We start from the raw sequence: 25415 nt of genomic DNA on the forward strand, positions 1-25415 counted from the left end.
CCGACATGCAGATCGAATTCTGCGGTGAGTGGTTTCCGGTGACGAGAGAAGCCTTCTTCACGATTGGGCGGGACGCAGACCTGGTCGTGGACGACAACCCGTTTCTCCACCGCCGCCTGCTCCAGGTGTCGTGGTTTGACGGTTTTTGGGTGCTTTCAAACGTCGGTTCACGCCTCCCTGTGACCGTGACCGACGGCGCCGGCCGTTTGCAGTCCTGGCTCGCCCCGGGCGGGCGGCTCCCGCTCGTCTTCGCCCGCACGACCGTTGTCTTCACTGCCGGTCCCACCACCTATGAGCTGGCGCTGCACGCAACCGAACCGGCGTTCTCCTACACGGACGTCTCGTCCCACGAGGGAGCGACAACCATCGGATCGGTGACCCTGACTGAATCACAGCGGGCACTGATCGTAGCGCTGGCCGAACAGATGCTCCGTTTCGACGGCAGCGGCCGGGGTGAGATCCCGACGAACGCCAAAGCGGCCGAGCGGCTGGGCTGGGCCCTCACCCGCTTCAACCGCAAACTCGATAACGTCTGCGACAAGTTCGACCGCATCGGAGTTCAAGGCATGCGCGGCGGGCTGAGCTCCTACGCCACAAACCGGCGTATCCGGCTCGTCGAATACGCCATCACTTCACGGCTGGTCACCCGGGCTGATCTTGCACTCTTGGAAAAGGGGGTTCTATGAGACTCAAAGTCTCGCTGCGCCGCAGCAGCGGAATATCCGATGTCGTCATCACGGCCGACGCAACCGCCACTATCGGCGACGTCGCTTCGAAGCTCGCCGCCGCCGACCCCGCAGGGAACCGGGCAGCGGCACCGGACACGCGATATTCGCTCCGCATCGCCGAACCCGGAAACGCCAACGCGATACGCGAACTCAATGCCGACGCCCTCATCGGCGAGGCAGGGCTGCGGTCCGGGGCAACCATCGAGCTTGCCGCCCTGACCAGCCAGTTCCAGGCACCGGGGGCCGACCGCGGCCCTGCAGCTGCCGTGCTGCGGATACTCTCCGGGCCCGACAGCGGGCAGGAACACACGCTGCCGTACGGTGCCAGTGTCGTGGGCCGTGACCGGGACGTCGACATCCGCCTCTCAGACGGTCAGGTCTCCAAACGCCACGCCCGGATCAACGTCGGCGAAGCAATTGAAATCATCGACCTGAACTCCTCCAACGGGGTGATCATCGGCGGCGAACCCGTCGCCCGCGCCACGTTGACCTCTGCCGACGTCCTCATGCTGGGCGACACCTCGCTAAGCGTCGTTGCCCTGCAGAATTCACCCACCGCTCCCGGGGGCGGGGCAATAGTGGACTTCATCCGCTCCCCCCGCATCGTCGCCCGTTATCGCGGCGAAGAATTCTCCGCCCCGGCGCCCCCGCGTTCCGCGCCGAGGCAACGGTTCCCCTACCTCGCCATCGTCGCGCCCCTGATCGTTGGTACCGTCCTCTTCCTCTTCACCGGGCAGCTGCTCGGCGTCGTCATGATGGCCATGAGTCCGCTGCTGCTCATCGGAAGCTACATCGATAACGCAATGGCTGCCCGACACACCGCAAAAACGGAACGCGCCCGCTTCGACGGGGCCATGCTGCAGCTGCAGGAACGCATGGAGCAGGCCCGGGACACCGAACGGCGCACCCGCACCGCCGAGCTTCCCGGCACCGGAGAGCTCATCGACGCCGCCCGGCAGCTCGGACCGCTCCTGTGGAGCGAACGTCCCGAGCACCCCACCTTCCTCGCCGTGCATCTCGGTCTCGGACGGGCAGAGTCACGGAATGTGCTCGCGTTGCCTCACAGCAACGACACAAAGCCGGAGTATTGGGAACAGCTCCTGCAGCTAAAGGCCGAGTTCTCCACCGTTGACCGGGTGCCGATCGTCGCCCAGCTCCGAAGCTCGGGCGCGCTCGGCTTCGCGGGCCGCGCCACCGAGCGGGAAACGGTAGCCTGCGGTGCGGTCTTCCAGTTACTGGCCCGCCACTCCCCCGCGGAAGCTGTCGTGGCCAGCATGATGTCCCCGGCCTCCCGCCCGTCATGGGAGTGGCTCAAATGGATGCCGCACGCGACCTCCGCGCACAGCCCCGTCGACGGACCCCTGCTGGCCGACAATCCCGCGGCGGCGTCCGCGCTGCTCGCACAGCTCGAAGGACTGGTCGAAACGCGCCGGGAAGCCTTGTCCGGCGCGGCCACTCCCGACCGGGGACCGCTCGATCCCGACCAGGCCGAACAGGTGCCCGCCCCGACACTCCCGGCCGTGGTCCTGGTTGTCGACCATGACGCCCCCGTCGATCGTGGCCGCCTGACCCGCCTGGCCGAACGCGGCGCGGACGCCAGCGTCCACGTGATCTGGTGCGCGCCGAGCGTAGACCGCCTGCCAGCCGTTTGCCGCATGTACGTCGCCCTTGACGGAACCGATTCCGGTGCCATCGTCGGCCAGGTCCGCCTGGGCGAGCGGACCATGCCCGTTACGGCCGAACATATCGACCCGGCCCGGCTGGAACACGTCGCCCGGGGGCTGGCCCCGGTAGTGGACATCGGCTCTCCTGAGGACGACGACTCCGACCTGCCCAGGCAGGTCTCGTATCCGGCCCTTGCCGGGCTGGAACTGCTCGAACGTCCCGACCGGATCATCGAACGGTGGCAGGAGAACGCATCCCTCACCGTCCGGGACGGCTCTCCTGCCCGACGCCGGAAGGACGGCCATCTTCGCGCCTTGGTCGGGCACGCAGGGTCCGAGCCCTTTTACCTTGACCTTCGCCGCGACGGGCCCCACGCCCTCGTAGGCGGGACGACAGGTTCCGGGAAGTCGGAATTCCTCCAGTCGTGGGTCCTCGGCATGGCCGCGGCAAACAGCCCCGACCGGCTCACGTTCCTGTTTGTGGACTACAAGGGCGGTGCAGCCTTCGCCGACTGCGTGAAGCTGCCCCATGTCGTGGGCCTCGTCACCGACCTCTCACCACACCTGGTCCGCCGCGCGCTGACCTCACTGCGGGCAGAACTGCGGTACCGGGAGCGGCTGCTGGAACGCAAGAAGAAAAAGGATCTCGCGTCACTGGAGCGCACCGGTGATCCGGAGTGCCCGCCGAGTCTGGTCATCGTCGTGGATGAGTTTGCGGCCCTCGTCCAGGAAGTGCCCGAGTTCGTCGACGGAGTGGTGGACGTGGCGCAGCGCGGGCGCTCGCTCGGGCTTCACCTGATCCTTGCGACCCAACGCCCCGCCGGCGTGATCAAGGACAACCTTAGGGCCAACACCAACCTGCGCATCGCACTGAGAATGGCGGACACGGAAGACTCCATGGACATTCTGGACAGCCCCATGGCAGCGCATTTCGACCCCGCCATTCCCGGGCGCGGCGCGGCCAAGACCGGTCCGGGGCGCCTTCGGACCTTCCAGACGGGATACCTTGGCGGCCACACAACCTCCATCGCGCCCCCACCCCAAATCGACGTCGAAGAGCTGACCTTCGGCGCTCCCACCGTGTGGGAATCGCCGGAAATAGTGGGTGCCCCGGAGGATCCGGAGGACGCTCCCACCGACATCGGACGCCTCGTGGGCACGATCTCGTCGGCCGCTGAGACGGCTGGTGTGCCGCAACCCCGGCGCCCGTGGCTTGACACCCTTGCCCCCACCTACAACTTAAGCCGGTTACCGAATCCCCGGACCGACGAACGCGTTCCCATCGGAGTTCTGGACGAGCCTGATATCCAGTCCCAGCGTCCTGTCTTCTACGAACCCGACAGGGAAGGGAACATGGCGATTTTCGGAACCGGCGGTTCCGGGAAGAGCACGGCGTTGCGCACCATCGCTGCGGCTGCGGCCATCACGACGCGCGGCGGAGCGGCCCACGTCTACTGCCTCGACTTTGGGGCAGGCGGCCTGAGGATGCTCGAGCCCCTTCCTCACGTTGCGGCGGTAGTTTCCGGCGACGACGAGGAGCGGGTCATCCGGGTCCTTCGCCGGCTGCGCGACATCGTCGATGACCGTGCCCTCCGGTACGCGGCAGTGGGCGCGGGCACGATCGGCGAATACCGGCAGCTGGCCAACGCACCCGACGAACCCAGGATCTACCTGCTCATCGACGGCGTCGGCGTGTTCCGCGAGCAGTACGAGTTCGGGAGCGCCCAGAACGCCGCCTGGTTTGCCGCGTTCACCCAGATCGCCGCTGATGGACGCCAGCTCGGCGTCCATATCGTGATGACGGCCGACCGGCCCGCCGCCGTGCCGACGTCAATCGCGGCGACGGTGCAGCGCCGGATCGTCCTTCGGCTCGCGGCAGAGGACGAATACACGCTCCTGGGCGTCGCTAAAGACGTGCTCAGCCCAGCGTCGCCGCCCGGGCGCGGGATCCTTGACGGCAACGAATTGCAGTTCGCCGTCATCGGCGGCCACGCCAACCTCGCACTCCAGGCCCGGGAGGTGCAGCATCTGGCGGCGAGCATCGGCAGGGGCGGCAGCCGGCGCCCGGAGCCGGTCGGCAAGCTCCCTGACCAGGTCGAACTGTCGGCGTTGCCGGCGGTCTTCGAACAGCGGGCCGTCATCGGGGTCGATGATGTTGCTCTCGGCCCCGCGGCCATCGAGCTTAGGGGCCCGTTCATGGTGTCCGGGCCGCCAGGCAGCGGGCGGACCACAGCGCTTGCCACCCTCGCCGCCGCGGTTCGCCGGAGCGGGACGGGCATGTCCAGCGTCCTGCTGAGCCCCCGCACCTCGGCGCTCTCTCGACGGGGCGGGTGGGCAGCCTCGGCGGAGGGGCCCGCCGACGTCGCGGCCCTGTGTTCGCGGCTCATCAGCCAGCTGGAAGAAGCCCCCTCCGGTGGAGCGCCGATCGCGCTCTTCATCGAAAGCGTCACCGAATTCCATGGAACTGTGGCGGAGGCTGACCTCAGTCGTCTGCTCAAACTGGCCATCACCAGCGGTCAATTTGTCGTGGGCGAGGCCGAAGTGTCCACCTGGTCCCAGGCGTACTCAATCACCCCGCACTTCAAATCCGGCCGACGGGGCCTGCTGCTGGTCCCCGGCGATTTGGACGGCGATCTGCTCGGGGCCCCGCTGGGCCGGATCCGGCGCAGCGATTTCCCGCCCGGACGTGGATTCCTCATCGCCAAGGGCCGTGCTTCGCGGCTCCAGGTGGCCGAGACGGGAGCAGCAGAGGAATGGTGAATCATCCCCATCGACCCGCGGCCACGCCGCGGATAGTTTTGCTGCATCGCACCGGCAGCAAGCGAATCGGAACCGATAACCGGTTTCGCACACCAAAGAGAATGGAGAACGCATATGGCCATGTGGGGACTTGATGTCCAGCAGGTTCGACAGCTGAGCTCGCAGCTCAACCAGAAGGCCGAGGAGATTCAATCGATCCTCGCCAGCCTGACGTCGTCCCTTGAAGGTACGCAATGGCAGGGACCGGACGCGACCGCATTCAGGAACGAATGGGCGGGTGCACATTCGAGCTCCCTGCGGCAGGTTGTCCAGGCACTCCACGATGCCTCCCAGAAAGCATCCATGAACGCCACGCAGCAGGAGAACGCGGCACAATCATGACCACCGTGAGGGGCGGTCCCACCGCCCCTCACACACAATCTTGGAGGTTGGAATGACGATGTACGGCGCAGACGTCGCAGCTTTACGCTCACTCGCCGCGCAACTGGACCGCGCAGCCGACCAGCTGGAGGAACACAGGACCTTTTTGGGCAACGCCGTCCAGCACAGCACCTGGCTCGGCCCAGACGCTGAGCGGTTCCGCGGGCAATGGGAAGGCGAGCACAACGCGCGGGTGGCAACTTCTGCCCGTCTCCTTCGCGACACAGCCGCGACGGTGCGCCGGAACGCCGACGATCAGGAACGCGTCAGCGCGGTGGACGGCGGCGGCGCTCAAGTCCACGCCTCGGGAAGCGCAGGCAGCCGCGGCGGCGTGCCGGCGTTCAACAGCGCTATGGTCGGTGGAGCCCTCGACAGCCTTAAGGAGGCAATCGACGTCGTTCGTGACGGCGCTCTGCCCGGGGGCGTCAAGCCATGGGACCTCCTCAAGACGGTGGCCGACGGGGCCAAGTTCCTCGGAACTGACCTGCCCGTAGTGGGACACCTTGATGAAGCAATGGATGTGTACTCCCTTGCCGACAAGATCCGGCATGGCACGTTCAGCGTTTTTGATGGCGCAGATGCCGCTTCCATGGGCCTGCGGCATCTCGGGGGTGTAGGTGAGCTGGGGGCCGCGGCGGTGGATGCGGCCTCGTACGCGGGCCAGCAAGCGTTACAGGCCGACTTTTCCGCCGCCGGCAGGGCAACGGTCGGCAACTACATCATGGACCACCCCCTCGATGCCCTGGGCGCAGCGGGCCAGGCGGTCCTCACGGTCGGCCAGGACTTCGTCCTTCCAGAACTGCAGAAATCCGATTTCAAGCTTCTTGCGTTTGGGGCCAACGCCGTCTCGTTCGACGTCCAGGAAGCCATGAAGTCAGACTTCACCGAAGAGGGCCGAACACTGGCAAGCGACTACGTGGTGCAGCATCCGGTCGAGACCCTGCAAACCATCGGCGACTCTGTGCTGACCGTCGGCAAGAACGCCCTGACGTGGTGGAACTAAAACCCCGAACAATGTCTGCCGGAGGAGACAACGTGAGCAAACAAGTACTACTCAGCGACGACGAGGTCGTCGCTGCCGCCATCCGCATGGGGAAGGACTGGAAGACATCCCTGCCCACCGTCAGTGCCCAGGATCCGGACGACCTGTTGCGGGCAGCTGCCAGAGGAACCCGCAGTTTGTATATGCGCGGGATGCTCACGGGTCCCGGGAACACGGATTTGGCACCAGAAATATCCGCGCTGCTTTCCACAGCCGCGGGAACACTGCCTGAACATCTCGGCTACGCCGCCACGTCAGCAGAACCCCACGTCGCAGCCGGGCTGCGGTTCGCGATCTTTGAATCCACCAACGGCAACAAGGTCCTGATCATCACGCTGGCCAACGGCATCAACGAGATAAGCGAAGTACCCCGAGGACGAGCACGGGAGTTCGTGGCTGCCTTTGCCGGAGCACCGCTGCAAGAGGGCGCAGAGGAGAACGCCGCAGTGCTGCTGGCACCCATCGGCGCCGATGCTGCCACGTTCGCCGTTGTCACCGCCCGGGGGACCCGGACAGGGACCCTCAGCACCGCCTCGCCGGACTTTACCTCCGGCCAACCCACCGACACCCTGCCACCTACCCTCATCCCCCAAGCCTGAAAAGGAGGGAAAGCCCATGGGCAAGCCACACAAATACGCGTGGAACGGTGTCGACATCGAGACGACCCTGTCGATCGAACAGGTGGCCAACATGGCTCAACGTGCCGCGCAGGAAAGCACCGGTGATCTGCTCAAAGGCAAACAGCGCGTCGTCACCACACGCTCCGGTGACCGGCAGATCGAATTCAGGATCAACGACTACCTGATTTCCTTCAGCAAGCTCATGGTCTTTTTCCTGGACTTCGAAGAACGGCCCGGTGCCACCTTCGCCTCCACGCGCATCGAGTGGTACCTGACCAACCAGCAGACCGTCGGCGGATTCATCCCGGTATCAACGAAACGGATGGTTGCACACCACACCTACCTCCAGTTCGTGCGTAACCTCGGCGACCAGGTCCGTGCCGCCGACCCTTCCGCCAGGGTCCACCTGCGCGAAGGAACCGAACCTGCAGACCCCGGAACCCCGGCGGCCGGCAACGAAACATCCTCGCCCGGCCCTATGTACGCCGCGGTCCCGCCACCACCACCTCCACCACCGGCCCCCGGCGACCAGCGGGTACCAGAGCCGCCCCGTCCCCCGGCCTATTCCCCGTCGATCCAGGCTGCAGTCGCCTTGCCGTCCATGCCGCCCGAAACGGTCCCTCCCGCGCCCGCCGCGCTGCTGGGCATGGTGACCGGGGTGCCGGGCTACACCCGCTCCCCTGAACCTCCCACCACCAGCAGCCCCGCTCCTTCGGGAACGGCCAGGCAGGAGCCAGTTGGCCCACCAGTGCATCCCGACGACGATGACGTCGAAGCCACAAGGCGCGCCGGAACCGGGAATGCTGTGCGTTGGGCGATGGAACTGCCTGACGGGCGCACCATCGAGATTCGAAAAACCACAGTTGTCGGACGGAATCCATCACCTCCCGCAGACGCACCCGGGGCTGTAACGGTGAGCCTTGCTGACGACACCAAGTCCGTATCCAAAACCCACGCCATGGTCCAAGTCCGCGACGCTCTGGTATGGATCACGGATCTGCACTCCACCAACGGCACAGTGCTGACAAACCCGGCCGGGGAATCCCTCGCGACCCACGCCGGGAACCCAACCCCTGCCGGGGAAGGATGGCAGGTTGCCTTCGGGGATTTCGCGGTAAAGCTCAAGGGGAACTAACGATGTACTGGAGTATCTACGACGTCCTGATGCTGATTTCCGGGCTCATCACCTTGATCATCGTCATCGCCCCGGTCCAAGGCATTACATCCCGTACCCGCCTCGCAGCCGGTGGCATCGGCGGCACACTGGTGATCGCCTCCCTGGTGCTGGCAAGCATCCCGTTCTTCCGGTATCCGGCCATAGTCATGGCCGCTCCCGTGATAGCACTGCTAAGCGTCGTCGCCGTGATCGGCAAGGCGGTCCGTGGCCACAGTTCCCTCCAAACAGGGCAACAAGGCCATAGCGTCCACCCGCAGCCGGTCGACCGCGCCGACGCCGCGCCCAGAACACTCGACCACGGACCAAGCCAGCACATTCCATCCAGCCTGCCCCCAGCGGATCTAATGGAACTCGCAGCCCGCGACCAATCTCGATGGCTCGAAGTAGCCCAGCACCCATCGGCCTACCCCGCCTTGCTCGAGTGGCTGGATCAGTACGGCAGCGTCGAGGTAAGAATCGCCGTGGCGGAACGGCGACAACGGGAAACTCACGAGCCCGCCTGAAGAAACCCGATTTCGGTCGTCAGATGCAGGAGTAGTCGTAGAGGGCCAGTCTTGAGCGAAGCCTGTGTCGAACATGTGCCGTCCATTATGAACCGGCCCTACCGTTGAAGACAAGATCCCGCTGTTGGGGCAGGACCATATATAGGGGAAGGGCCGGCGGCCAGAGGCATCAAGGAGGCATGGATGCCCGCAATCACCGGCGGCCCACCCCTTGTGGTGTGGCCGAAAGTACTTCATCACCGGGCTTTCCTACCCCGGCTACTGACAATTCGAAGCCGAGGCAAACCTAGTGGGCACCGACGACACAAGGCACACTGTCAGACCCCACGGCTAGGATCTGAAACATGACAGGCGCAGAGGTCGCTGGGGCGGCGATGGTGGGCAAAGTAGTCGAACATGTGCGCGCTAATCACGAACTGGGAAGGCCTGAAAGGATTGTTACTCCGAAAGAGGCAAGACCTGAGGAACACGGCCACGTGTGACTCGGGTCTTTTTTATGCTCTAAACACGGCATGGGACTGAATGGACTATGGGGGCTTCTCAATTACAAGTCACTGGCCGCGGACGTCTTGGAGAATGTGGGCGGCGAGGAGAATGTCGCAAGTGCCAGGCTGGGCGCTACCCGGTTGCGCTTGAAACTGCACGACGAAAACAAGGCCATCACTGCCGCAGTGGAGCAATTCGCCTGGCGGCATCACCGTGACGAAGGCCGAGGGCTAATACCAGGTGGTCATTTGGTAACGAACTACTGCCGAAAAGTGGCGGTTTCCGGTATTAAAGCCGCCACTTTTGTCATGCAGGGAACTTTGCTTCGATCCACTTCCAGCTGAACTGGGCGCTCTCGAATGGGTCCATGCTGGCTCGGTCGACTTCGACGATGACCCAGCCTCCGAAGTCCTCCCCGACTGCCTTGAGGATTCCCCCCAGGTCCAGGTTGCCCAGGCCTGGTTCAAGGAAGAAGCGCTGGTCCGATACCTCGTAGTAGGGCGTTGCGCTACTACGGCTCGCAGTAGCGATATCCAAGTCGAGGTCTTTAAGGTGCAGGTCGATGAGCCGGCTGCTGTGCTTTTCAATGAATGCAAGGTAGTCAATGCCTGCCCAGGCAAGGTGGCCCACGTCGAGGGAGGCTCCAAGGAGGCTTTCGTCGATTTGAGAGAGGGCATACTCGATTTCGTACGCGGTCTCGATGAGGGTGCCAACATGGTTGTGTAGGCCCGCACGGATGCCTTCCTGTTTGAGTACTTTCGCCGCTTCAGCGAGGTACTCGACCTGGAGATCGAGTGCGTCTTGCGAAAAGAAGGCCCCGGTTGCAGCGGCCTCGGTGACTCGAGGGCCTTGAAAGTCCATCTCTGGTGCGAGGAACACCGTGTCAAGTCCCAAGAAGTTGCTTTCCTCGGCCCGTCTGCGAACGGAGTCGAACCAGCGGATCCATTCTGCGCTCCCGCGTTTTGGCGTCTGACCTTTGAGTTCGGCGGGTGCGATCTGTATGTATCCGGGTGCAGCGCGAAGACCGGCGTGGTCGAGCATCTGCTTGTAGGACTGCAGCGTCTGTGTGTCGAGGACTTCCATCATTACGGCGTCAAAACCGGCGGCGCGGATTTGTTCGTGCACGTGCAGTTGTTCATTTCGCCACGAGGGGTCGGCATAGAGCCAGCGCCTGGCTTCGCCCGGTCCGGGTTTGAAGTTGATCCATTGGATTGCGTTCAGCGCGACTTGTGATCGGCGAATGGTCATTACTCTTCTCTTCCTTTTTTATGCTGCCTCATGCTGCGTGTTGTCAGCCCTTGACGGCTCCGCCGAGGATGCCGCGGACGAAGAATCGTTGAAGAGACACGATGACGGTGAGGGGGACGATGATGGAGATGAACGTAGCCGCCATCATGGCGGCTTCACCTTGCCCGGTTGTCTGCGCGAGGCCTGCCACTTGGACGGTTAATGGGTTTGCGAGGTCGGATCCACCAAGAAATAGCAGGGGGACAAGCAGATCGTTCCAGGACCAGAGGAAGGCCATAATGGCCAAGGAGACCATGACAGGGACTGAAAGCGGTAGGACCATGGTCCGGAAGATCCTCAAAGGTGTCGCCCCGTCTATGGCCGCCGATTCGAAAAGTTCCTGGGGAATGCTGGCCATGAAGCCCCGCAGGAGGAAAATGCCGAACGGCACGGTGAAGCCCACTTGGTAGAGCCACACGGCAGGGACTGAACCGTTGAGCCCCATGTCCTGGAAAAGGCGAAGCAGTGGTACCAGAGTCACCTGTGGCGGAATGACGAGCAGCGCAACGAGGAGCAAAGACAAGGAGGTGCGGCCCTTGAACGACATTCTGGTCAGGGCATAAGCGCCAAGGGCAGAGAATACGGTCGTCATGATCGTCGTAGGGATTGAGATGGCCAAGGACGTGGCGATGCTTGGCCCGATGCCCACCAGGTCCAGCGCCTGCTGATAGTTGAACCCCGTGAGGCGGGGTTGGATGAACGCCATCCACCAACCGTTCGCGGCGACATCCTTTTGTGTCCGCAGGGATGTGGTGAAGAGCGCGAGAACGGGCGTGAACCATATGACCGTCAGGACGATGACCGTCACGTGGACAAGAATCCGCAGCGGCGAACGTTTGTTCCTCCTCTGGGTGCGACGTCCTGTTGGCAACGAACCTGGGGTATCGCCGTTCGTTTCCTTCATTGCAGGTGCCAGGGAAGTCATGACTTTGCCTCTTCTGCGCGAAACTGGCGGATGTTGATAATGACGATGGGCAGGGCGACGATGAGCAGGATGACCGCGATTGCGCTGGCATGGCCGAGGTTGTTTGCTGCGAAGAGTTCGTAGTACATGCGGTTGGCGACCGTGTTCGTGTTGAAGTTGCCGTTGGTCATCACGTACACGATGTCGAATACCTTTAGTGCGAAGATCACTTCTGTTGTGACGACGACCATCACAGCCGGCAGGATGCTGGGCAGGATCACGGAGCGAAAGACGCGCCATTCACCGGCCCCGTCCAGACGGGATGCTTCCATCAGTTCGGTGGGTACGTTTTTCACGGCAGCAGACAGGATCAAAGCCGCCACTCCCAGGGAAGACCACACCGCAACGAAGACCAGGGCGAGGGTGTTGACTACCGGTGTCTGCAGCCAAGGAACGGGTTGCCCCCCAGCGAGAGTGGCCAGCGCGTTCAAGACGCCCCGCTGAGGCGTTCCGGGGGCGCCGTAGGTATAGATCTGGCGCCAGATAATCGATCCGGCCGTAAATGAGATGGCAGTAGGCAAGAGGACGAGGGTCATTGCCAGACGCTCATATTTCACCCGGTCGAACAGTACCGCGACCATCAACGCCAGGACGAGCGTTACAACCGGGAACGCGATCAGCCAGATCAGGTTATTGCCGAGAACAGTCAGCATTTCGCTTTGAAAGGCCCAGACGAAGTTCTGAGACCCTACGGAGTTTTTGCCTTGGGCGTCCAGAAAGGAGTAACCGATCGTGGCGACCAACGGGTAAACCAGGATAATCCCAACCAGCACGAGAGGAACAAGGAGCCAGACCCAGGGGCGGATACTTTGGGGATTCCGTAAACCGAACCGGGTCAGAATTCCTTCGCCGAGCCCCAGCAGCAAGTAGGCGGCGGAAGGTATCGCGACGGCACCAATGATGATTAGTGCCGGCACATTTGATAAAACGTCCACGAGATACACCCCTGGGTCTTTCTGGCGTTTGGGATTCTTAGGATCCGTCTTGGGCGGCTTGGACTGTCTGCAGGACGCTGTCGAGCTCGGACGGGTTCTGCAGGTACGTGACCACTGCCTTCCAGAAGGCGCCTGATACGGCGCTGTTTGCCAGTACGTTGGGCCCGGTAGAGAGCTTGACGTCATCTGCGAAGAATGTGGTGGTGGCCTTCTTCAGCAGTTCGTTGCTGTGCACGTCGGCTTTGACTTGGGTGTTGGCCACCGGCCACTGGTCTGCGGAAGCCAGCAGAGCCTGCGCTTCGGGCGAAGCGATGTACTTCATGAAGGCCCTTGTCGTGGGGCTGTCCTTGAATGCGGTCGCCACCGTGGTCTGGAAAATCTCGGTCTTTTCGAAGCCTTTAGTGCTACCAGGGACCTGGAAGAAGTCGATGTTTTCACCGGGCTTCACGTCGTCACCGATCAGGCCCGGGACCCAGGCTCCCCAGAGGGCCAGCTGGCAGGTAGCGGGTTCAGCCACGAGTCCGTTGTAGCCGGTGGCAATGGGGGCAGCCAAGGAACCGGCCACACCGCCCGCGACCTTCTTGTCGTCCGTGGCAATCTTGCCGAACTCCTGGAACGCGTCCTTAACTTCGGGGCTGGTCCACTTCAGCTCTCCCAAGCCCCACTGGCGGAGCTTCTCCGGCCCGTACTTTTTGGCAAAAATGTTCTCAATGAACTGGGCACCGGGGAATCCGCTGGCGCCCCCGGCTTCCTCTGCGATGCACCAGGTCTGCTTGCCTTGAGCGGCCTGCTCATCGGTGTACTTGGCCAGTTCTTCCCACGTGGAAGGGTTCTTGGGCCCCTTGTACTGTTGCGGATTGTACCAGACCATGAAGTTGTTGAAGCCCTGGTAGACGCCGAAGACTTTTCCGTCCTCGGACGCTCCCGTGAGGAGGCTGTCGCTGTAGGAGGTCTTAAGCGTGTCATTGCCGATGGCGTCGCTGAGGTTCATCAGTTTGCCTTGCTTGGCATACTGTCTTGCGGGCCCGAGGCTCTGATCCACGACGTCCGGGGCGTTACCAGCGGAGACCCGGGACTGAACGATGTTGTTCAGGTCCTGGGAACCGGTGTAGTTGACCGCGGTTCCAGTTGCGTCGGTGAAGGCTTTGTAGACACCCTTGAGTACGTCGCCTTCTGCTCCGCCATTGACGCCCAGATATTCGATGGATTTGTCCAGCTTCTCTCCGCCGGAGATGGTCTTGGCGGCCTGGACTGCCTTTTCGTACAGGGCGGTGTCGAAACGGCCCAGGGTTTTCCCAGTGGCTCCGCTGGCCGTCTTCCCGGCTTCCTCGTCGCTGGCACAGGCCGTCAGCGAAAGGGCCGCCGCCGTGGAGATGGTTAAGACGACTGCAGCGAGCCGGCGTGGGCGCTTGATAGCGGACTTCATTGTCGTGTTCCGTTCGTTGGTCTTTGTTATCGGATTGCCGTTCGGCCCGCACGGGCCGAAAGCGTAGCGCAGGGCTCCACCCAACATGGTGTCAATCACAATAGAACGACATCGACAAATATTTGTCTAGATTAAAATTAAAAAATCATCCTACTTTTTTAAAAGGTTAGTTTTGACTAAAAAATAATCAGTGCGAACGAGGGGTGGCGGTACGGCCTCCCGTGGCTGGCTCGGGAGCGCCATCGCAACTCGGGTCGTCGACCGGGAGGGACTCCCCGCAAATCAGGCGGGGACCGCCTGCAGAAGGCCTTCGCCGGCCGACGCCAGTGCCGTCCACTCGGCTTTGGTTCTCGTGTCGCCGTCGCGCGAAATCAATGCCTCCAGGGCCAAGGCGGCCCCACCATTGATGGCGCACTCCCTGTGGTCAGGCGCTGTTGTGATCACCAAATGGGACACAAATGCGGGAACGGAGCGGCTAAAAATTACCTCGCGTACCCCTGAGGCAATATGGTCACCAACAGTCAGTGCTCCCGTCAGGACGATGACTGAGGGGCTCAGTACGGCTGATACGGCAACAAGCACTTCCCCGAGGCAGCGGCCGGCTTCCCGCAATGTCTGCAGGACTTCGGGATTACCCCGGCCGGAGAGCCCGGTGACATCCTCAACGCTGGCCACGTCCAATCCGGCCGTCCGGAGATCCCGGATGATAGCCGCATTCGACGTGAGTTGCGTTAAGCAACCCTCGTTGCCGCAGTCGCAAGGCCGGCCGGCGGCTTTAGGGCTAGGAACATGGCCAATTTCACCCGCCAGCCCCCGCTCGCCTCGCTGGAGTACGCCGGACGAGATGATTCCTGCGCCGACGCCGTCCTCAATGTTGATGCACACCAAGTTCCTGGCACGGGGAACGGCCAGTCTCTGAACCCCCAGCGCCATGGCGTTGGCATCATTGTCCGCGCTGGTGGGTACCCCCAGGGCTGCTGCGAAGCCCTCGGCCACGGTGAATTGCGTCCACCCGGGCATCGACGCGGGGTTTAGCGGCAGGCCACTTGGATGGTCGAGGGGGCTGGGGAGTGTCACCGCGGCCGCGACAATCGCGTCCGGCTGCGTTCCGCTCTGGGCGCTCAGGCGCTGTTTGGCAGCAGCGGCCGCACGCATTGCTTCCTGTGGACCGGCTTCGATACTGAATTCAAGATCCTCAGTGGCTAAGGCTCGACCCAGGAGGTCCGTCAAAGCCGACCTCAGGCGGGTAAGCCCAAAATTGGCAACGAATAAGAGGGACGCCTGTGCATTCAACACATAAAAGGCGGCGGGTCGGCCCCGCATTCCCCCTACATCATCCGTAGTCACCCAGCCGACTTCAATCAACTCATTGAGGCGAGCCACTACGGTGTTGCGGGCCCAGCCGGTCGCGGCAGCCAACTGTATCCTCGTCTTGGGCTCTCCATCTAAGAGAAGGTTGAGAATCTGGAGCTGGTCAGAAGTTGGCCGCGTACGCATCATGAGGGAATACAACCACCGCCAGCCATATACGTCAAACCTGACATTTTTAGATCATTTCCAATTTTTTATTGTTAATCGTTGTTTACCAGATTCCCGCCCTTCTTTAGTCCTTCGAACTGAAGGCAGCGTCGAAGCTGGTTTGGGAGGCGGGGAAGTCGAACTTTTTGAGGTTGGCGAGGGCCTCGGGGGCGCCGTGGAGGCGGTCCATGCCCGCGTCTTCCCATTCGATGCTGATGGGGCCGTTGTAGCCGATCGCGGACAGGGCGCGGAAGGACGCTTCCCAGGGGACGTCGCCGCGGCCGGCGGAGACGAAGTCCCAGCCGCGGCGGGGGTCGCCCCAGGGCAGGTGGGAGCCCAGGACGGTGTTGCGTCCGGTTTGGCGGATCTTGGTGTCTTTGCAGTCCACGTGGTAGATCCGGTCTTTGAAGTCCCAGATGAAGGAGACGGGGTCGATGCCCTGCCACATCATGTGGGAGGGGTCCCAGTTCAGGCCGAACGCTTCGCGGTGGCCGATCGCTTCTAGGGTGCGGTGGGTGGTCCAGTAGTCGTAGGCGATTTCGGAGGGGTGGACTTCGTGGGCGAAGCGGACGCCCTGTTCGTCGAAGACGTCCAGGACGGGGTTCCAGCGGTCGGCGAAGTCCTGGTAGCCGGCGTCGATGACCTTGTCGGGGACGGGCGGGAACATGGCGACGTATTGCCAGATGGAGGAGCCGGTGAACCCGACGACGGTGTCCACGCCGAGGGCTTTGGCGAGCCGGGCGGTGTGCTTCATTTCCTCGGCGGCGCGGGTGCGGACGCCTTCGGGGTCGCCGTCGCCCCAGACCTTGGACCCGACGATTCCCTGGTGGCGGAAGTCGATGGGGTCATCGCAGACGGCCTGGCCTTTGAGGTGGTTGGAGATGGCCCAGACCTCCAGGTTGTACTTGTCCAGGATTTCCAGTTTGGAGTCGACGTAGCCGGGTTCGTCCCAGCGCCAGGCGTCCAGGTGGTCGCCGGAGACGGCGATTTCCAGTCCGTCGTAGCCCCAGCCGGAGGCAAGGCGGGCGACTTCTTCGAAGGGCAGGTCGGCCCACTGGCCGGTGAACAGGGTAAACGGGCGGGGCATAGTCAGGTTCCTTTAGTAGCCAGAGACGTGTCTTCGACGACAGTAATAGAGCTCTTGTTGTTTGCTGATGCTTCCACTGCGGCTAGCACGCGTTGGACCTGGAGTCCTTCTTCGAACGACGGCGAGGGCTGGCTTCCGTCCCTGATGGCCAGCAGGAAATCGCGGACCTGGTGTGTGAAGGTGTGTTCCCAGCCGATGATGTGGCCCTGCGGCCACCAGGCCTCGAGGTACGGGTGGTCGGGTTCGTTGACCAGGATGCGGCGGAAACCTTGCTCGCGGGCCGGTGCTGTTGCATCTAGGAACATGAGTTCGTTGAGATTCTCCAAGCTGAAGGTTAAGGATCCGGCCGTTCCGTATACCTCGATCTGCAATGAGTTCTTCTGGCCTGTGGCGACCCTTGATGCCTCGACGGAGGCGCCCATGTCGCCGGTGAGCCAAAATGTGCCCCACGCTGCGTCATCGACTGTGACGTCTTCCGGGCCTTCCGGCCCGGGACGTTGCGCCACGAAAGTTTTCAGGACACCGGATGCTTCCTTGACGGTTTGACCGGTTAGGAACTGGATCTGGTCGATGGCGTGAGAGGCGATGTCCCCGAGGGCGCCCGAGCCGGCGGTTTCCTTCCGGAGGCGCCAGGTCATGGGAGCTTCGGCGTCGGAGAGCCAGTCCTGAAGGTAGGCGGCGCGGACGTGCCGGACGGTGCCCAGGCGTCCCTCTGCGATGAGTTCCCGGGCCAGGGCCAGGGCAGGGACGCGGCGGTAGTTGAAGCCGATCATCGACTGGACGCCGCTGGTGCGGGCCTTGGCTGCTGCGGCCGTCATCAGTTCCGCTTCGGCGAGGGTGTTGGCCAGGGGTTTCTCCACCAGGACGTGCTTGCCCGCTTCAAGCGCCGCGATGGCGATTTCGGCGTGCATCCACCCGGGCGCGCAGATGTCCACGATGTCGATGTCATCCCTGCCCATGACGTCACGCCAGTCAGTGGCGGACTCAGCCCAGCCGTATTTGGCGGCGGCTTCGGCAACCTGGGTGGCGTCCCGGCCAACGAGGACCTTCTGTTCGAAGGCCGGGACCTCGAAGAAGCTGGCCACGTTCCGCCACGCATTCGAATGGGCCTTGCCCATGAAGGCGTAACCAATGGCGGCCACACCAAGGGGTGCTTTTTTCATTGTGCTTCTCCTTGCAGGGCCAGCGCTTTGCCCTGGTTGTGCTCTAGGTCGGAGAGCCTGGCAGTAATGGCACGTGCGGCTCTGACGGCGGTGATGGTGGCGGTGAGGGTCGAATTGCCTACCAGCGCCGTTGGAACCACAGATCCTCCGGCCAGATATAAGTTGGAATAGCCCCACACTTTGCCTTCGAGGTTGCAGACCGATGTGCCATCGTTCGTGGCTCCGGCACGTGTCGTTCCGGTGAAATGCAGGGACGAACCCGCGGGCAGCAGTTCCGATTCCCAGGATTCAAGATCAGCAACACCGATTGCTTCGGCCAGGGCGCGTTGTACCCGTTTCGCATGCTCGATGCGCGCCTTGTCGGCGTCGCTGTATCCGAAGGTAAAGGCCATTTCCGGCATGCCGGTGGAATCGAGGAACGACTCGGAGAAGTCGATGCGGTTGCTGGCGTTGATGTCGGTGGGGATGAAGAAGCCCAGCACGACGCCGTAGGCCAGGGGGCTCCCATCCGGGGCGAAGAAGGTCCGGTCCATAACCTGGCCATGAAATGGCTGCTTGGATCCGTCGTGCGGGAGCCAATAGCAACCAAGAACCCATTCGTCGGCACGGAGGCTTGGGATATCGGACAGTGTGAGTCCGAGTCTGCCCAGATCGGCGACAACTTGGCCGGTCAGGAAGGCGTGCTCGTTCAGGTATCGGCCCAGCGCCGGCGGCCGGATACCTGAGGCGAAGAGCAGTTGGGGCGTCCGTAGGGGGTCTGCCGCTACGGCCACTGTCGTTGCCTTGATGATCCTTTCGCTACCGGTGGAGATGTCCTTGACGCGGACGCCGCTGACGGTGTCGCTGTCATGGACCAGTTCCAGTGCCAGTGTTTCGGTCAGCAGCTCAAAGTCTTCACCGGCCGGTTCCGTCATACGAGGCAAGATCCGGTTCGGCCCGGTTCGCAGCAGCCGGTCCCCGTCCGGGGTAATGGCCATCGGCATTGGTTGGGGTTGCCGGCTGGCTGCGCAGGATTTCCCTACGACACCGGTGATTTTTTCAAGGAGTTTTTGGCCGGGCAGCGACGTTCCGTAAGGGTTTGGATGCACTCCAAGCAGGCGCTGGGCGGTGTGGAGGTCTTCCGCCCAAGCATCCGAGTCCTCTGCGGCGAAGCTCTCATCGCCCCAGGGCCAAGGGCATGCCGCGGTCCAGTGCACGCCCATTCCGCCCTGGTTCATTCCGACAGCAGCGCCGGGAAAAGCCGTCGAGTTTCCGGACAGGGCCGCCACGTTGTACAGGCCCGGCTCCATGCCTTCTGTGCCATTGTCGATGCGGTGCGAGACGTCCGCTCCCACATACGCTGACTGGATCCCCGGGGAGGCCTGTTTGACGTAGCGGGACCGAAGTGCCGGATCAGTCACGTCATGCAGGTGCTGTCCAGGCGTAGCCCCTATTCTCCGTCCACCATCGACCATGACGATTCTTGCCCGTGGTCGGGATGATCGCACTTGCTGGGCGATGGCGGCACCCATGATCCCTCCGCCGATGATGAGGACGTCTGCCGGTTGTATTTCTTTCATTGATGCTTCCTATGGAGTTCTCGGGGTTACTTGGTCGAAGTGGTTAGAGCCGGCTCCTCAGCTGTCTGCCTGCTTTCGCGGAATGAGATTCCGAAGTAGAGAGCTGTCACAGCCGCAATCGCGCATGGTATGAACCAGATCAGTGTCCAGTTGTGCCCCCACTGACGCGAAAAATGTCAATTATCGAGCCCGCCAGCGTTGAGCCGATCAGGAATCCCACCCCGTAGGTACGTGCCAGCAGTGACAATCCAGATCCCGACAGCGAATTGCTGAAGGAACCACAGGACAGAGAGTCTGATTTGCAGCCCCGCGTTCAGTCTGGCGGGCTGAGGTGAGACGTGGCTGGACCCAGCCGTGACATGGGGTCGGTATGTTTCTTTACTGCTCATTTCTTTGCTCCTTTGCAACCGTGCTGAGCTCCGGTCGTGTGATGCGGTGCTTGGGACGGCTCGGCAGCAAGTCCTTGATAAGTCCGGCACTGCGACGACGTCGATCCAAGGGCTTCCACACCGTTGGGGGTACGGGAAACTTTCCGCCCGCACTCCTTTCTGATACAGAGTATCGGAATATGCGGGAGTGTAGCAATAGAATGGATGATAGAAACTTGAGAAGCCGTGAAAACTCAGTGCAGGTGCGAGGGAGGGAACGGGACGACCATGACCGCGATCGATCTCGCTGCGATGCGGCAGCACAACTCAGGTCTGGTGCTGGCCTCTTTATTCCAAGCCAGAGAACCAGTGCGTATGGCCACGCTGGTGAGGCAGACCCAATTATCCCGGCGCACCGTGGAACTCATCTTGTCGACGCTGATCGACGAGGGATGGGCTGCTGAGACCAGCGAACCGGTAGTCGACACCCTAGGCCGGCCTCCCCGTCGTTACGCATTCAGGACCGATTCCGCGTTGTTCGCGACTGTCGCTTTCGACTTTCATGCCGCCACCGCGGCCATTGTCAATGCCTACGGACACATCTTGCATCAAGCCTCAACTGTGCTCGATGACATCAATAATCCCCCTGAATGCCTGCAATCGGCGTCGGACTTGTTGAAAGCCGTTATCGCAGACTCAGGATTCCGGTGGCCGTCCGTAAGGGGCATTGGCATCTCGGTCACCGGTCGCATCGATGATGACGGAACAGTTATGCATCTGCCGGACACTCCGGCGTGGACCGGCGTGCGGCCTGGGGAGCACTTTTCGTCTGTTTTTGGGCTGCCTGCCTCGGTGGACAATGATACTAATCTGGCAGCTCTCGCCGAACAATGGGTCGGCGGCGCAGGCGGCTACTCGAATTTCATCTGGCTTATCGCCGGCTACCGGCTCGGCGCAGGCCTCGTGATAAGGAAAGAGATCCACAAAGGCCTGCACGGCGCAGCGGGCGAAGTCATCCAAGTCGAATCAATGGGTCTGGCCGCCATGCGGGCGCAACCGCTGGGTCTCATCTCCTCCCCCGTTCCTGCCCAGCGGACCCAAGCTCGCTCTATCATCCATGCGGCCGAGGCCGGCGATGAAAAAGCTTTGAAAGCAGTCGAGCAATTGGTTGACCTCCTGGAACCGGTAGTTTCTACATTTGCCTGGACTATTGCCCCCGAAGCCATCTTCCTGGGTGGCGGCCTCGAAGAATCCCGGCTTCTTACCGCCCAACTCCAGCATCGCCTCCAAGTGGCCGGACTGCCACCCATTCAAATACGTCCATCCAGCCTGGGCGAGAGCGCGCCCCTGCTGGGGGCCGCTTACATGTCCCGCTCAGCTCAGAACGACACTCTCGTCCAGGCGCTACGCGAGAATCACTTGGCTGCCTTCCCCCTCCCCGCAATGTGAGAAAATGACCGAAGTCCACTGAGCCCACGGAGGGAACGCTCACGCCACCCGCCGTGTTATCGAGCAGGCCAAAGGCATGATCATGGGATACTTTAACGTCGGGACGGTGGAAGCGTTCGACCTGTTGGCCGAGCACAGCCAAAACACGAACACCAAGGTATCCGCCCTCGCCGCTCATCTCGTTGCCGCAGCCGACAACGGCCACCTCCATCAGGTCCTGCGGCGCCTGGCGGACGCGCGGGCGTCACGGCAAGGCAAGAACGCCCCCACGCAGCCCTTCTGATACCGCCCGCGTCAGGCGCACGGCGTGGGCCCACCGCCGCCGAGCTTGCCCGCTTGAACCGGAGAACTTTTCCACTGCGCAGCAAACAGGACTAGCTCGCATCTAAGTTCGGCGGGAATTGTTCAGCACCCGATGAAATGCGGCTTCCGGGAAGCTTGGGTGCTACCAATGTGGGGCTGCATACGTTGCGACGAAGGGAATCAATGGAGCCGTTGCCGGTCCTGCTGCCGACTGTCGCGGCGACAGCTCTTAGTGCACTAGGTGGTTCACCGGGCTGCCCTCGGAACACTCGAAGTAGCAGTGCGGTTTGACCCCTGTGAAATCCTGCTGTGCCACTGCGGTCCGGTCAGCCGAAGCCAGCAAACCAGCTGCGGCAAGCACTGGGCTTCCCCGACACCGACTAGCAAGGCAACCATTGAAACAGACGCCCGTCATACCCCCATTGGGTTGTGGCCGGTCCCCAACTGTTGGCACGACCCACCCTGGTGTTCAGCGACTTGCCCCCGTAGAGCAGTAAAATGAGAGCAGCCATTTACTCGTAATTTTCCGGACCCACGGGCGCCGGATCTCGCTTGGCCGGCGTCGGGAGGGTTCTGTCGAGTTATCCGGGGCCCCGCCCCCAGCCGACGCCGGTCACCCGCCGTCCTCGGCCTCATAGAAACGGCCCAGGCTTAGTGGTGTCTTTGGCGACAAACGTTGAGGCTTCTCTTCTTTGCCTTACCCCATGTCGAACCGGCGTTGGTAGCGCGAGGCCCTTCACGCCTCGATAGAGGTTATCCCCTGCTGCTAACCACGCCGTCAGGGAGATGCCGTCCCGTTCCCTCAGCCTTACCGAATCTCCATTATCGGCGCATGAGTGGCACGAGTAAAAGTACATAGAATCCCAAGCCGCGATCCACAGCTATGCCTTATTCAGGATTGATGGGAGAAAAAGGCATTGGTCAGATGAGCCTGCCAGCGGGAGCATCTTCGTGTAGAGCTTCCAGCGACCAGAACCCGAGGTACGAATCAGATGCGTGTTTTTGAGAAAGTAGCCGAAGCGCTGATATCGCTTGACGTGCGCCAAGTCTTTGGTTCCGAGGCGACGGTGGCGAAGGTATAGTCCTGCTGCGGCGGGCGGTGATGCCTGCGGAGGTGGCGGCCTCGGCGATGGTATCCAGAGCGGCGCTGAGTTACGTTTCGATGGCAGGATCCCCCAAGAACGCACCACCCACAGCTATTGCTAGATCGAACGGGCCGACGTAGATGCCCTCCAGGCTCGGGGCCGCACAAATATTGCTCCCGCAGGCAGGCGCCACCATAACCTTGCTGGCCGATGACGGCGGCATCGCGTTACGCTGCCGGATCCGCTTACTGCGTGGCTGGCAGCCCAAAAAGTCACTAGCCGCAAAGGCAAGCTGCTTCATCCCACGATCTACGAATCTGCTTCCCGCGTTCTGGAAAGCCGCGCAGTCACCCTGTGGTTCACCATTGTGGGCGTCTTCGAATCATGGCTGGTGGGATTGGGCCCGGCCCTGCTGCTCCGCACCAAGATCCCCGCCGGCAACACCTTCAAGGCCCTCCTGCTCCTGCCATGGGTCGTTCCAATCGTGGTCTCCTCCACCGCATGGAAGACGCCGCATGGACCGCCTCCACGGCGCCCCCGAAGCCCTCGCTGCGCTAAAGAAGTTCGACTTCCCCCTTCGGTAGCAAAGACATAAGCACGCGAAAGACCCACTAAATAACGATGACAGCGACCGATAGCTTAAGGAGTACAAAGAGTGGATGATATGACCTCGGAGGCAAGCGGGAACCCGTCGTATGTGCACGCGGTTTCCCCCGACGCGCCGGGATCGGTGCTGGGCAAGGCTCACATGCTCCTTGCTGCGTTCACTTCCGGACCCAGTACCATGGGCCTGGCTGAGCTCAGCCGCCGCTCAGGGGTTCCTAAGGCCAGCGCTCATCGTCTGGCCGTGGAGCTCGCCGGCCTTGGCATGCTCTCACGAACGCCTGCCGGTTACCAGCTGGGCTGGCGAATCTTCGAGCTGGGCCAGTTGGTGCCTATGCCTGCCAATCTCCGCGCAATAGCCCGGCCGGCGCTGATGGACCTCCGCACTCAAGTACACGGCGTGGTGCACCTAGCTATGCCCCAGGGTGACGACTGTGTGTATCTTGAGCGCCTGGCCGGGCGGCGGGAAACTGACTTGCTCGCGGCTGTCGGGGCACGGGTTCCAAATTATTCGACAGCATCCGGACTTCTCTTCCTTGCTTATGCCGACGAGCAGTACCTGTCATGTTTGGGCGAGAAAGCCCTGCGGGCTCTGGGTGTCCAGCACTACAGACAACTGGACGGCCTTTTCGGTGCGATCCGGGACCGTCGGTATTCCTATGAGAACCAGCAGTGTGTCCCGGGGTTCAAGACGACGGCTGTCCCTGTCTTCGATACCGGAAGCAAGCAGGTTGTGGCGTCAATATCGGTAACGATGCCTTCTACCCGCCGGGATGAACAGCAGATCGTCCGCGCACTCTGGGCCGCGGCCCATGAGATCTCGAAGGCGTTGAATTATCCCGCGCCCGAAACCGGAATCAGCCCACGCCCTTTCGCCGGCTGAAGGTCCCGTTGGTACGGATTGGCCGCCAACGATCAGTAGGAGTCCGTGACGGATGTGGGCTCGACCGGGCCGGACCGCATCTGATCCTTAACGTGTCCCCCTGACTGCGCGGGACCAACACACGTTATAAGGTCCTCGTACCCGCGAACCCGCGCGGCGATGTAAGGCTCTACGGCGCTCTGCAACGTGTAAGGGAGCTGGCTTCCCGGCAAGGTGTTGACCGCGGCGGCGAAACGCAACTCCGCTTCGGTCTGATCACTCTCGGTGAAGATTCACGAGGCCGAAGTCATGTCCGCCAATCCAAGTCCCGCTCGATGAGCGTGCCCACGTGCAGCAGCTTGCTGAGAACGTCAAGCCGTCGATCCACGTTGAGGACCCAGACCTAATAGCCCTGAAGGGCACCGGCGAATTCCCCTCGGCGTTCAGGCTCGCGTTTGGGTCAAAGGGCTAAAGAATCAAGGAATTGCTCGATTGCGGCAACTACTTCCGCACTTTTTTGCTCCATGAGAGGGATTCGGCCACCCTCAACTTCCACGATCTGAACAGACTTGGAATTTGAATAGGCGGCCGCGATCTTGGATGTCTGAGGGTATGAGAACGGGTCTTCCGTGGGGGCGAGCAATAGGATTGGTGCGGTAACCAGGCCGACGCGGTCTTCCATCACATAGCGTCCACAAGCTCGGTGCCCCTCGGCTGGGTCAACGCCAGGAGCCAGCGCATCCCGAACAAAGCGTTCGAGAAGGTCGGGTCGGCCCTCTGGATAGGTCGGGTAACGCTTCTCCCAGAGTTCTACAAGATGCTCACCGTCCTCCTGCCGGGTGACAACGTCTACGCCTTCGCTGGCGGACGCCCTTTCGCTCGACTGGCGGGCTGCGCGGAAAGACGAATCGGCAAAGGTGCCGGCAGATAGGACTGACGCGGAGACACGGTCAGGCATGGCGGCAGCGACCTCGGAGGCCACAAACATTCCCGTGTGATGACCGACCAGGGCGAAGCGCTTCAGTTGTAGAGCGTCCGCGAGGGCGATGACACCAGCGGCATATTGTTCAATGGTCTGAGGGGAGCCTGGGGCGGGCTTGGCGGACATACCAAATCCGTACATGTCCATCGCTATCACCCTGCGTTTCGCCGCCAGCAGTGGGTGAACCTCACGGAACTCATCAAGGGAGCGCGGTGTCTGGTGGAGTAGGATCACGGCTTCACCTCCACCCGCCTCGGCATAATGCAACTGGCCCAGTGGCGTCTCGGCGTACCCATAACGGAGCGTAACTTTCGACATTGTGTTTCCTTTCGGCGACGTTGCTGTCAAGCATCGCCCTACTGTTCCAGCTCTGCCCAGCGACTGATCCGCTCACCGAACCGCCCCCGAGGGATCAGCAATTCCA

Annotated in this window: 20 protein-coding genes and 1 pseudogene; 12 read left to right on the top strand and 9 right to left on the bottom strand. The window is 62.2% G+C overall.

Annotated features, from left to right (window positions below; all coding sequences use genetic code 11):
• The first annotated feature begins 5 nt into the window (after positions 1-5).
• The 8 genes from MRBLMD1_RS20275 to MRBLMD1_RS20310 all read left to right on the top strand — a co-directional run bounded on the left by MRBLMD1_RS20275 (position 6) and on the right by MRBLMD1_RS20310 (position 9744).
• A complete protein-coding gene (locus MRBLMD1_RS20275) occupies positions 6-686 on the top strand; it encodes a hypothetical protein (RefSeq protein ID WP_364403008.1) in 681 nt (226 codons plus the stop codon).
• The gene (locus tag MRBLMD1_RS20280; protein WP_364403010.1) at positions 683-5152 is read left to right on the top strand and encodes an FtsK/SpoIIIE domain-containing protein; all 4470 of its coding nucleotides are present in this window, start codon (positions 683-685) and stop codon (positions 5150-5152) included. Before MRBLMD1_RS20275 ends, MRBLMD1_RS20280 begins: the two co-directional genes overlap by 4 nt.
• Before the next feature lie 114 nt (positions 5153-5266).
• Positions 5267-5533 carry a WXG100 family type VII secretion target gene (locus MRBLMD1_RS20285; protein WP_285320840.1) on the top strand — a complete coding sequence of 89 codons (267 nt, stop codon included), beginning with the start codon at positions 5267-5269 and terminating at the stop codon, positions 5531-5533.
• Between the two features lie 52 nt (positions 5534-5585).
• On the top strand, positions 5586-6575 hold the full coding sequence (locus MRBLMD1_RS20290) for a WXG100 family type VII secretion target (protein WP_364403014.1): 990 nt from the start codon (positions 5586-5588) through the stop codon (positions 6573-6575).
• A gap of 32 nt (positions 6576-6607) precedes the next feature.
• Entirely contained in the window at positions 6608-7213 is a 606-nt protein-coding gene (locus MRBLMD1_RS20295) for a hypothetical protein (protein ID WP_364403016.1), read from the top strand.
• A 16-nt stretch (positions 7214-7229) separates the two neighbouring features.
• A complete protein-coding gene (locus MRBLMD1_RS20300; protein WP_364403018.1) occupies positions 7230-8369 on the top strand; it encodes an FHA domain-containing protein in 1140 nt (379 codons plus the stop codon).
• 2 nt (positions 8370-8371) lie between these two features.
• Positions 8372-8914, top strand: coding sequence for a hypothetical protein (locus MRBLMD1_RS20305; protein ID WP_364403020.1), 543 nt, complete (start codon positions 8372-8374; stop codon positions 8912-8914).
• A gap of 512 nt (positions 8915-9426) precedes the next feature.
• A complete protein-coding gene (locus MRBLMD1_RS20310; protein ID WP_364403023.1) occupies positions 9427-9744 on the top strand; it encodes a PTS transporter subunit EIIB in 318 nt (105 codons plus the stop codon).
• Here MRBLMD1_RS20310 and MRBLMD1_RS20315 read toward each other — a convergent pair.
• From MRBLMD1_RS20315 to MRBLMD1_RS20350, 8 genes are all read right to left on the bottom strand, one after another.
• Positions 9707-10648 carry a sugar phosphate isomerase/epimerase family protein gene (locus MRBLMD1_RS20315; protein WP_364403026.1) on the bottom strand — a complete coding sequence of 314 codons (942 nt, stop codon included), beginning with the start codon at positions 10646-10648 and terminating at the stop codon, positions 9707-9709. The genes MRBLMD1_RS20310 and MRBLMD1_RS20315 overlap by 38 nt on opposite strands.
• 43 nt (positions 10649-10691) lie before the next feature.
• Positions 10692-11612, bottom strand: coding sequence for a carbohydrate ABC transporter permease (locus MRBLMD1_RS20320; RefSeq protein WP_364403029.1), 921 nt, complete (start codon positions 11610-11612; stop codon positions 10692-10694).
• Positions 11609-12595, bottom strand: a complete 987-nt coding sequence (locus MRBLMD1_RS20325) for a carbohydrate ABC transporter permease (protein WP_364403032.1) — start codon at positions 12593-12595, stop codon at positions 11609-11611. Before MRBLMD1_RS20325 ends, MRBLMD1_RS20320 begins: the two co-directional genes overlap by 4 nt.
• Positions 12596-12623: 28 nt before the next feature.
• A complete protein-coding gene (locus MRBLMD1_RS20330) occupies positions 12624-14012 on the bottom strand; it encodes an ABC transporter substrate-binding protein (RefSeq protein WP_364403035.1) in 1389 nt (462 codons plus the stop codon).
• Positions 14013-14294: 282 nt separating this feature from the next.
• Positions 14295-15512 (bottom strand): ROK family transcriptional regulator, encoded by a 1218-nt coding sequence (locus MRBLMD1_RS20335; protein ID WP_364403402.1) that lies wholly within the window; start codon positions 15510-15512, stop codon positions 14295-14297.
• 103 nt (positions 15513-15615) lie between these two features.
• A complete protein-coding gene (locus MRBLMD1_RS20340) occupies positions 15616-16617 on the bottom strand; it encodes a sugar phosphate isomerase/epimerase family protein (RefSeq protein ID WP_364403038.1) in 1002 nt (333 codons plus the stop codon).
• Positions 16618-16619: 2 nt separating this feature from the next.
• Complete coding sequence (locus tag MRBLMD1_RS20345; protein WP_364403041.1) at positions 16620-17780, bottom strand: Gfo/Idh/MocA family protein; 1161 nt, start codon at positions 17778-17780, stop codon at positions 16620-16622.
• On the bottom strand, positions 17777-19291 hold the full coding sequence (locus MRBLMD1_RS20350) for a GMC oxidoreductase (RefSeq protein WP_364403043.1): 1515 nt from the start codon (positions 19289-19291) through the stop codon (positions 17777-17779). The genes MRBLMD1_RS20345 and MRBLMD1_RS20350 overlap by 4 nt, the downstream gene beginning before the upstream one ends.
• Before the next feature lie 704 nt (positions 19292-19995).
• Between MRBLMD1_RS20350 and MRBLMD1_RS20355 the strand changes: the two genes are divergently transcribed.
• The 4 genes and pseudogenes from MRBLMD1_RS20355 to MRBLMD1_RS20370 all read left to right on the top strand — a co-directional run bounded on the left by MRBLMD1_RS20355 (position 19996) and on the right by MRBLMD1_RS20370 (position 24481).
• Positions 19996-21156 (top strand): ROK family protein, encoded by a 1161-nt coding sequence (locus tag MRBLMD1_RS20355; protein WP_364403046.1) that lies wholly within the window; start codon positions 19996-19998, stop codon positions 21154-21156.
• A gap of 49 nt (positions 21157-21205) precedes the next feature.
• Positions 21206-21439 (top strand): annotated as a pseudogene (locus tag MRBLMD1_RS20360) (ANTAR domain-containing protein); the annotation flags it as partial.
• 1769 nt (positions 21440-23208) lie between these two features.
• The gene (locus MRBLMD1_RS20365) at positions 23209-24030 is read left to right on the top strand and encodes an IclR family transcriptional regulator (RefSeq protein ID WP_364403405.1); all 822 of its coding nucleotides are present in this window, start codon (positions 23209-23211) and stop codon (positions 24028-24030) included.
• Positions 24031-24358: 328 nt separating this feature from the next.
• Positions 24359-24481, top strand: a complete 123-nt coding sequence (locus MRBLMD1_RS20370; protein WP_364403049.1) for a hypothetical protein — start codon at positions 24359-24361, stop codon at positions 24479-24481.
• Here the strand turns inward: MRBLMD1_RS20370 and MRBLMD1_RS20375 are convergent.
• Positions 24470-25309 carry an alpha/beta fold hydrolase gene (locus tag MRBLMD1_RS20375; RefSeq protein ID WP_364403052.1) on the bottom strand — a complete coding sequence of 280 codons (840 nt, stop codon included), beginning with the start codon at positions 25307-25309 and terminating at the stop codon, positions 24470-24472. The genes MRBLMD1_RS20370 and MRBLMD1_RS20375 overlap by 12 nt on opposite strands.
• Positions 25310-25415 lie beyond the last annotated feature (106 nt).

This window comes from Pseudarthrobacter sp. LMD1-1-1.1, from assembly GCF_040676255.1.
Taxonomy (GTDB): domain Bacteria; phylum Actinomycetota; class Actinomycetes; order Actinomycetales; family Micrococcaceae; genus Arthrobacter.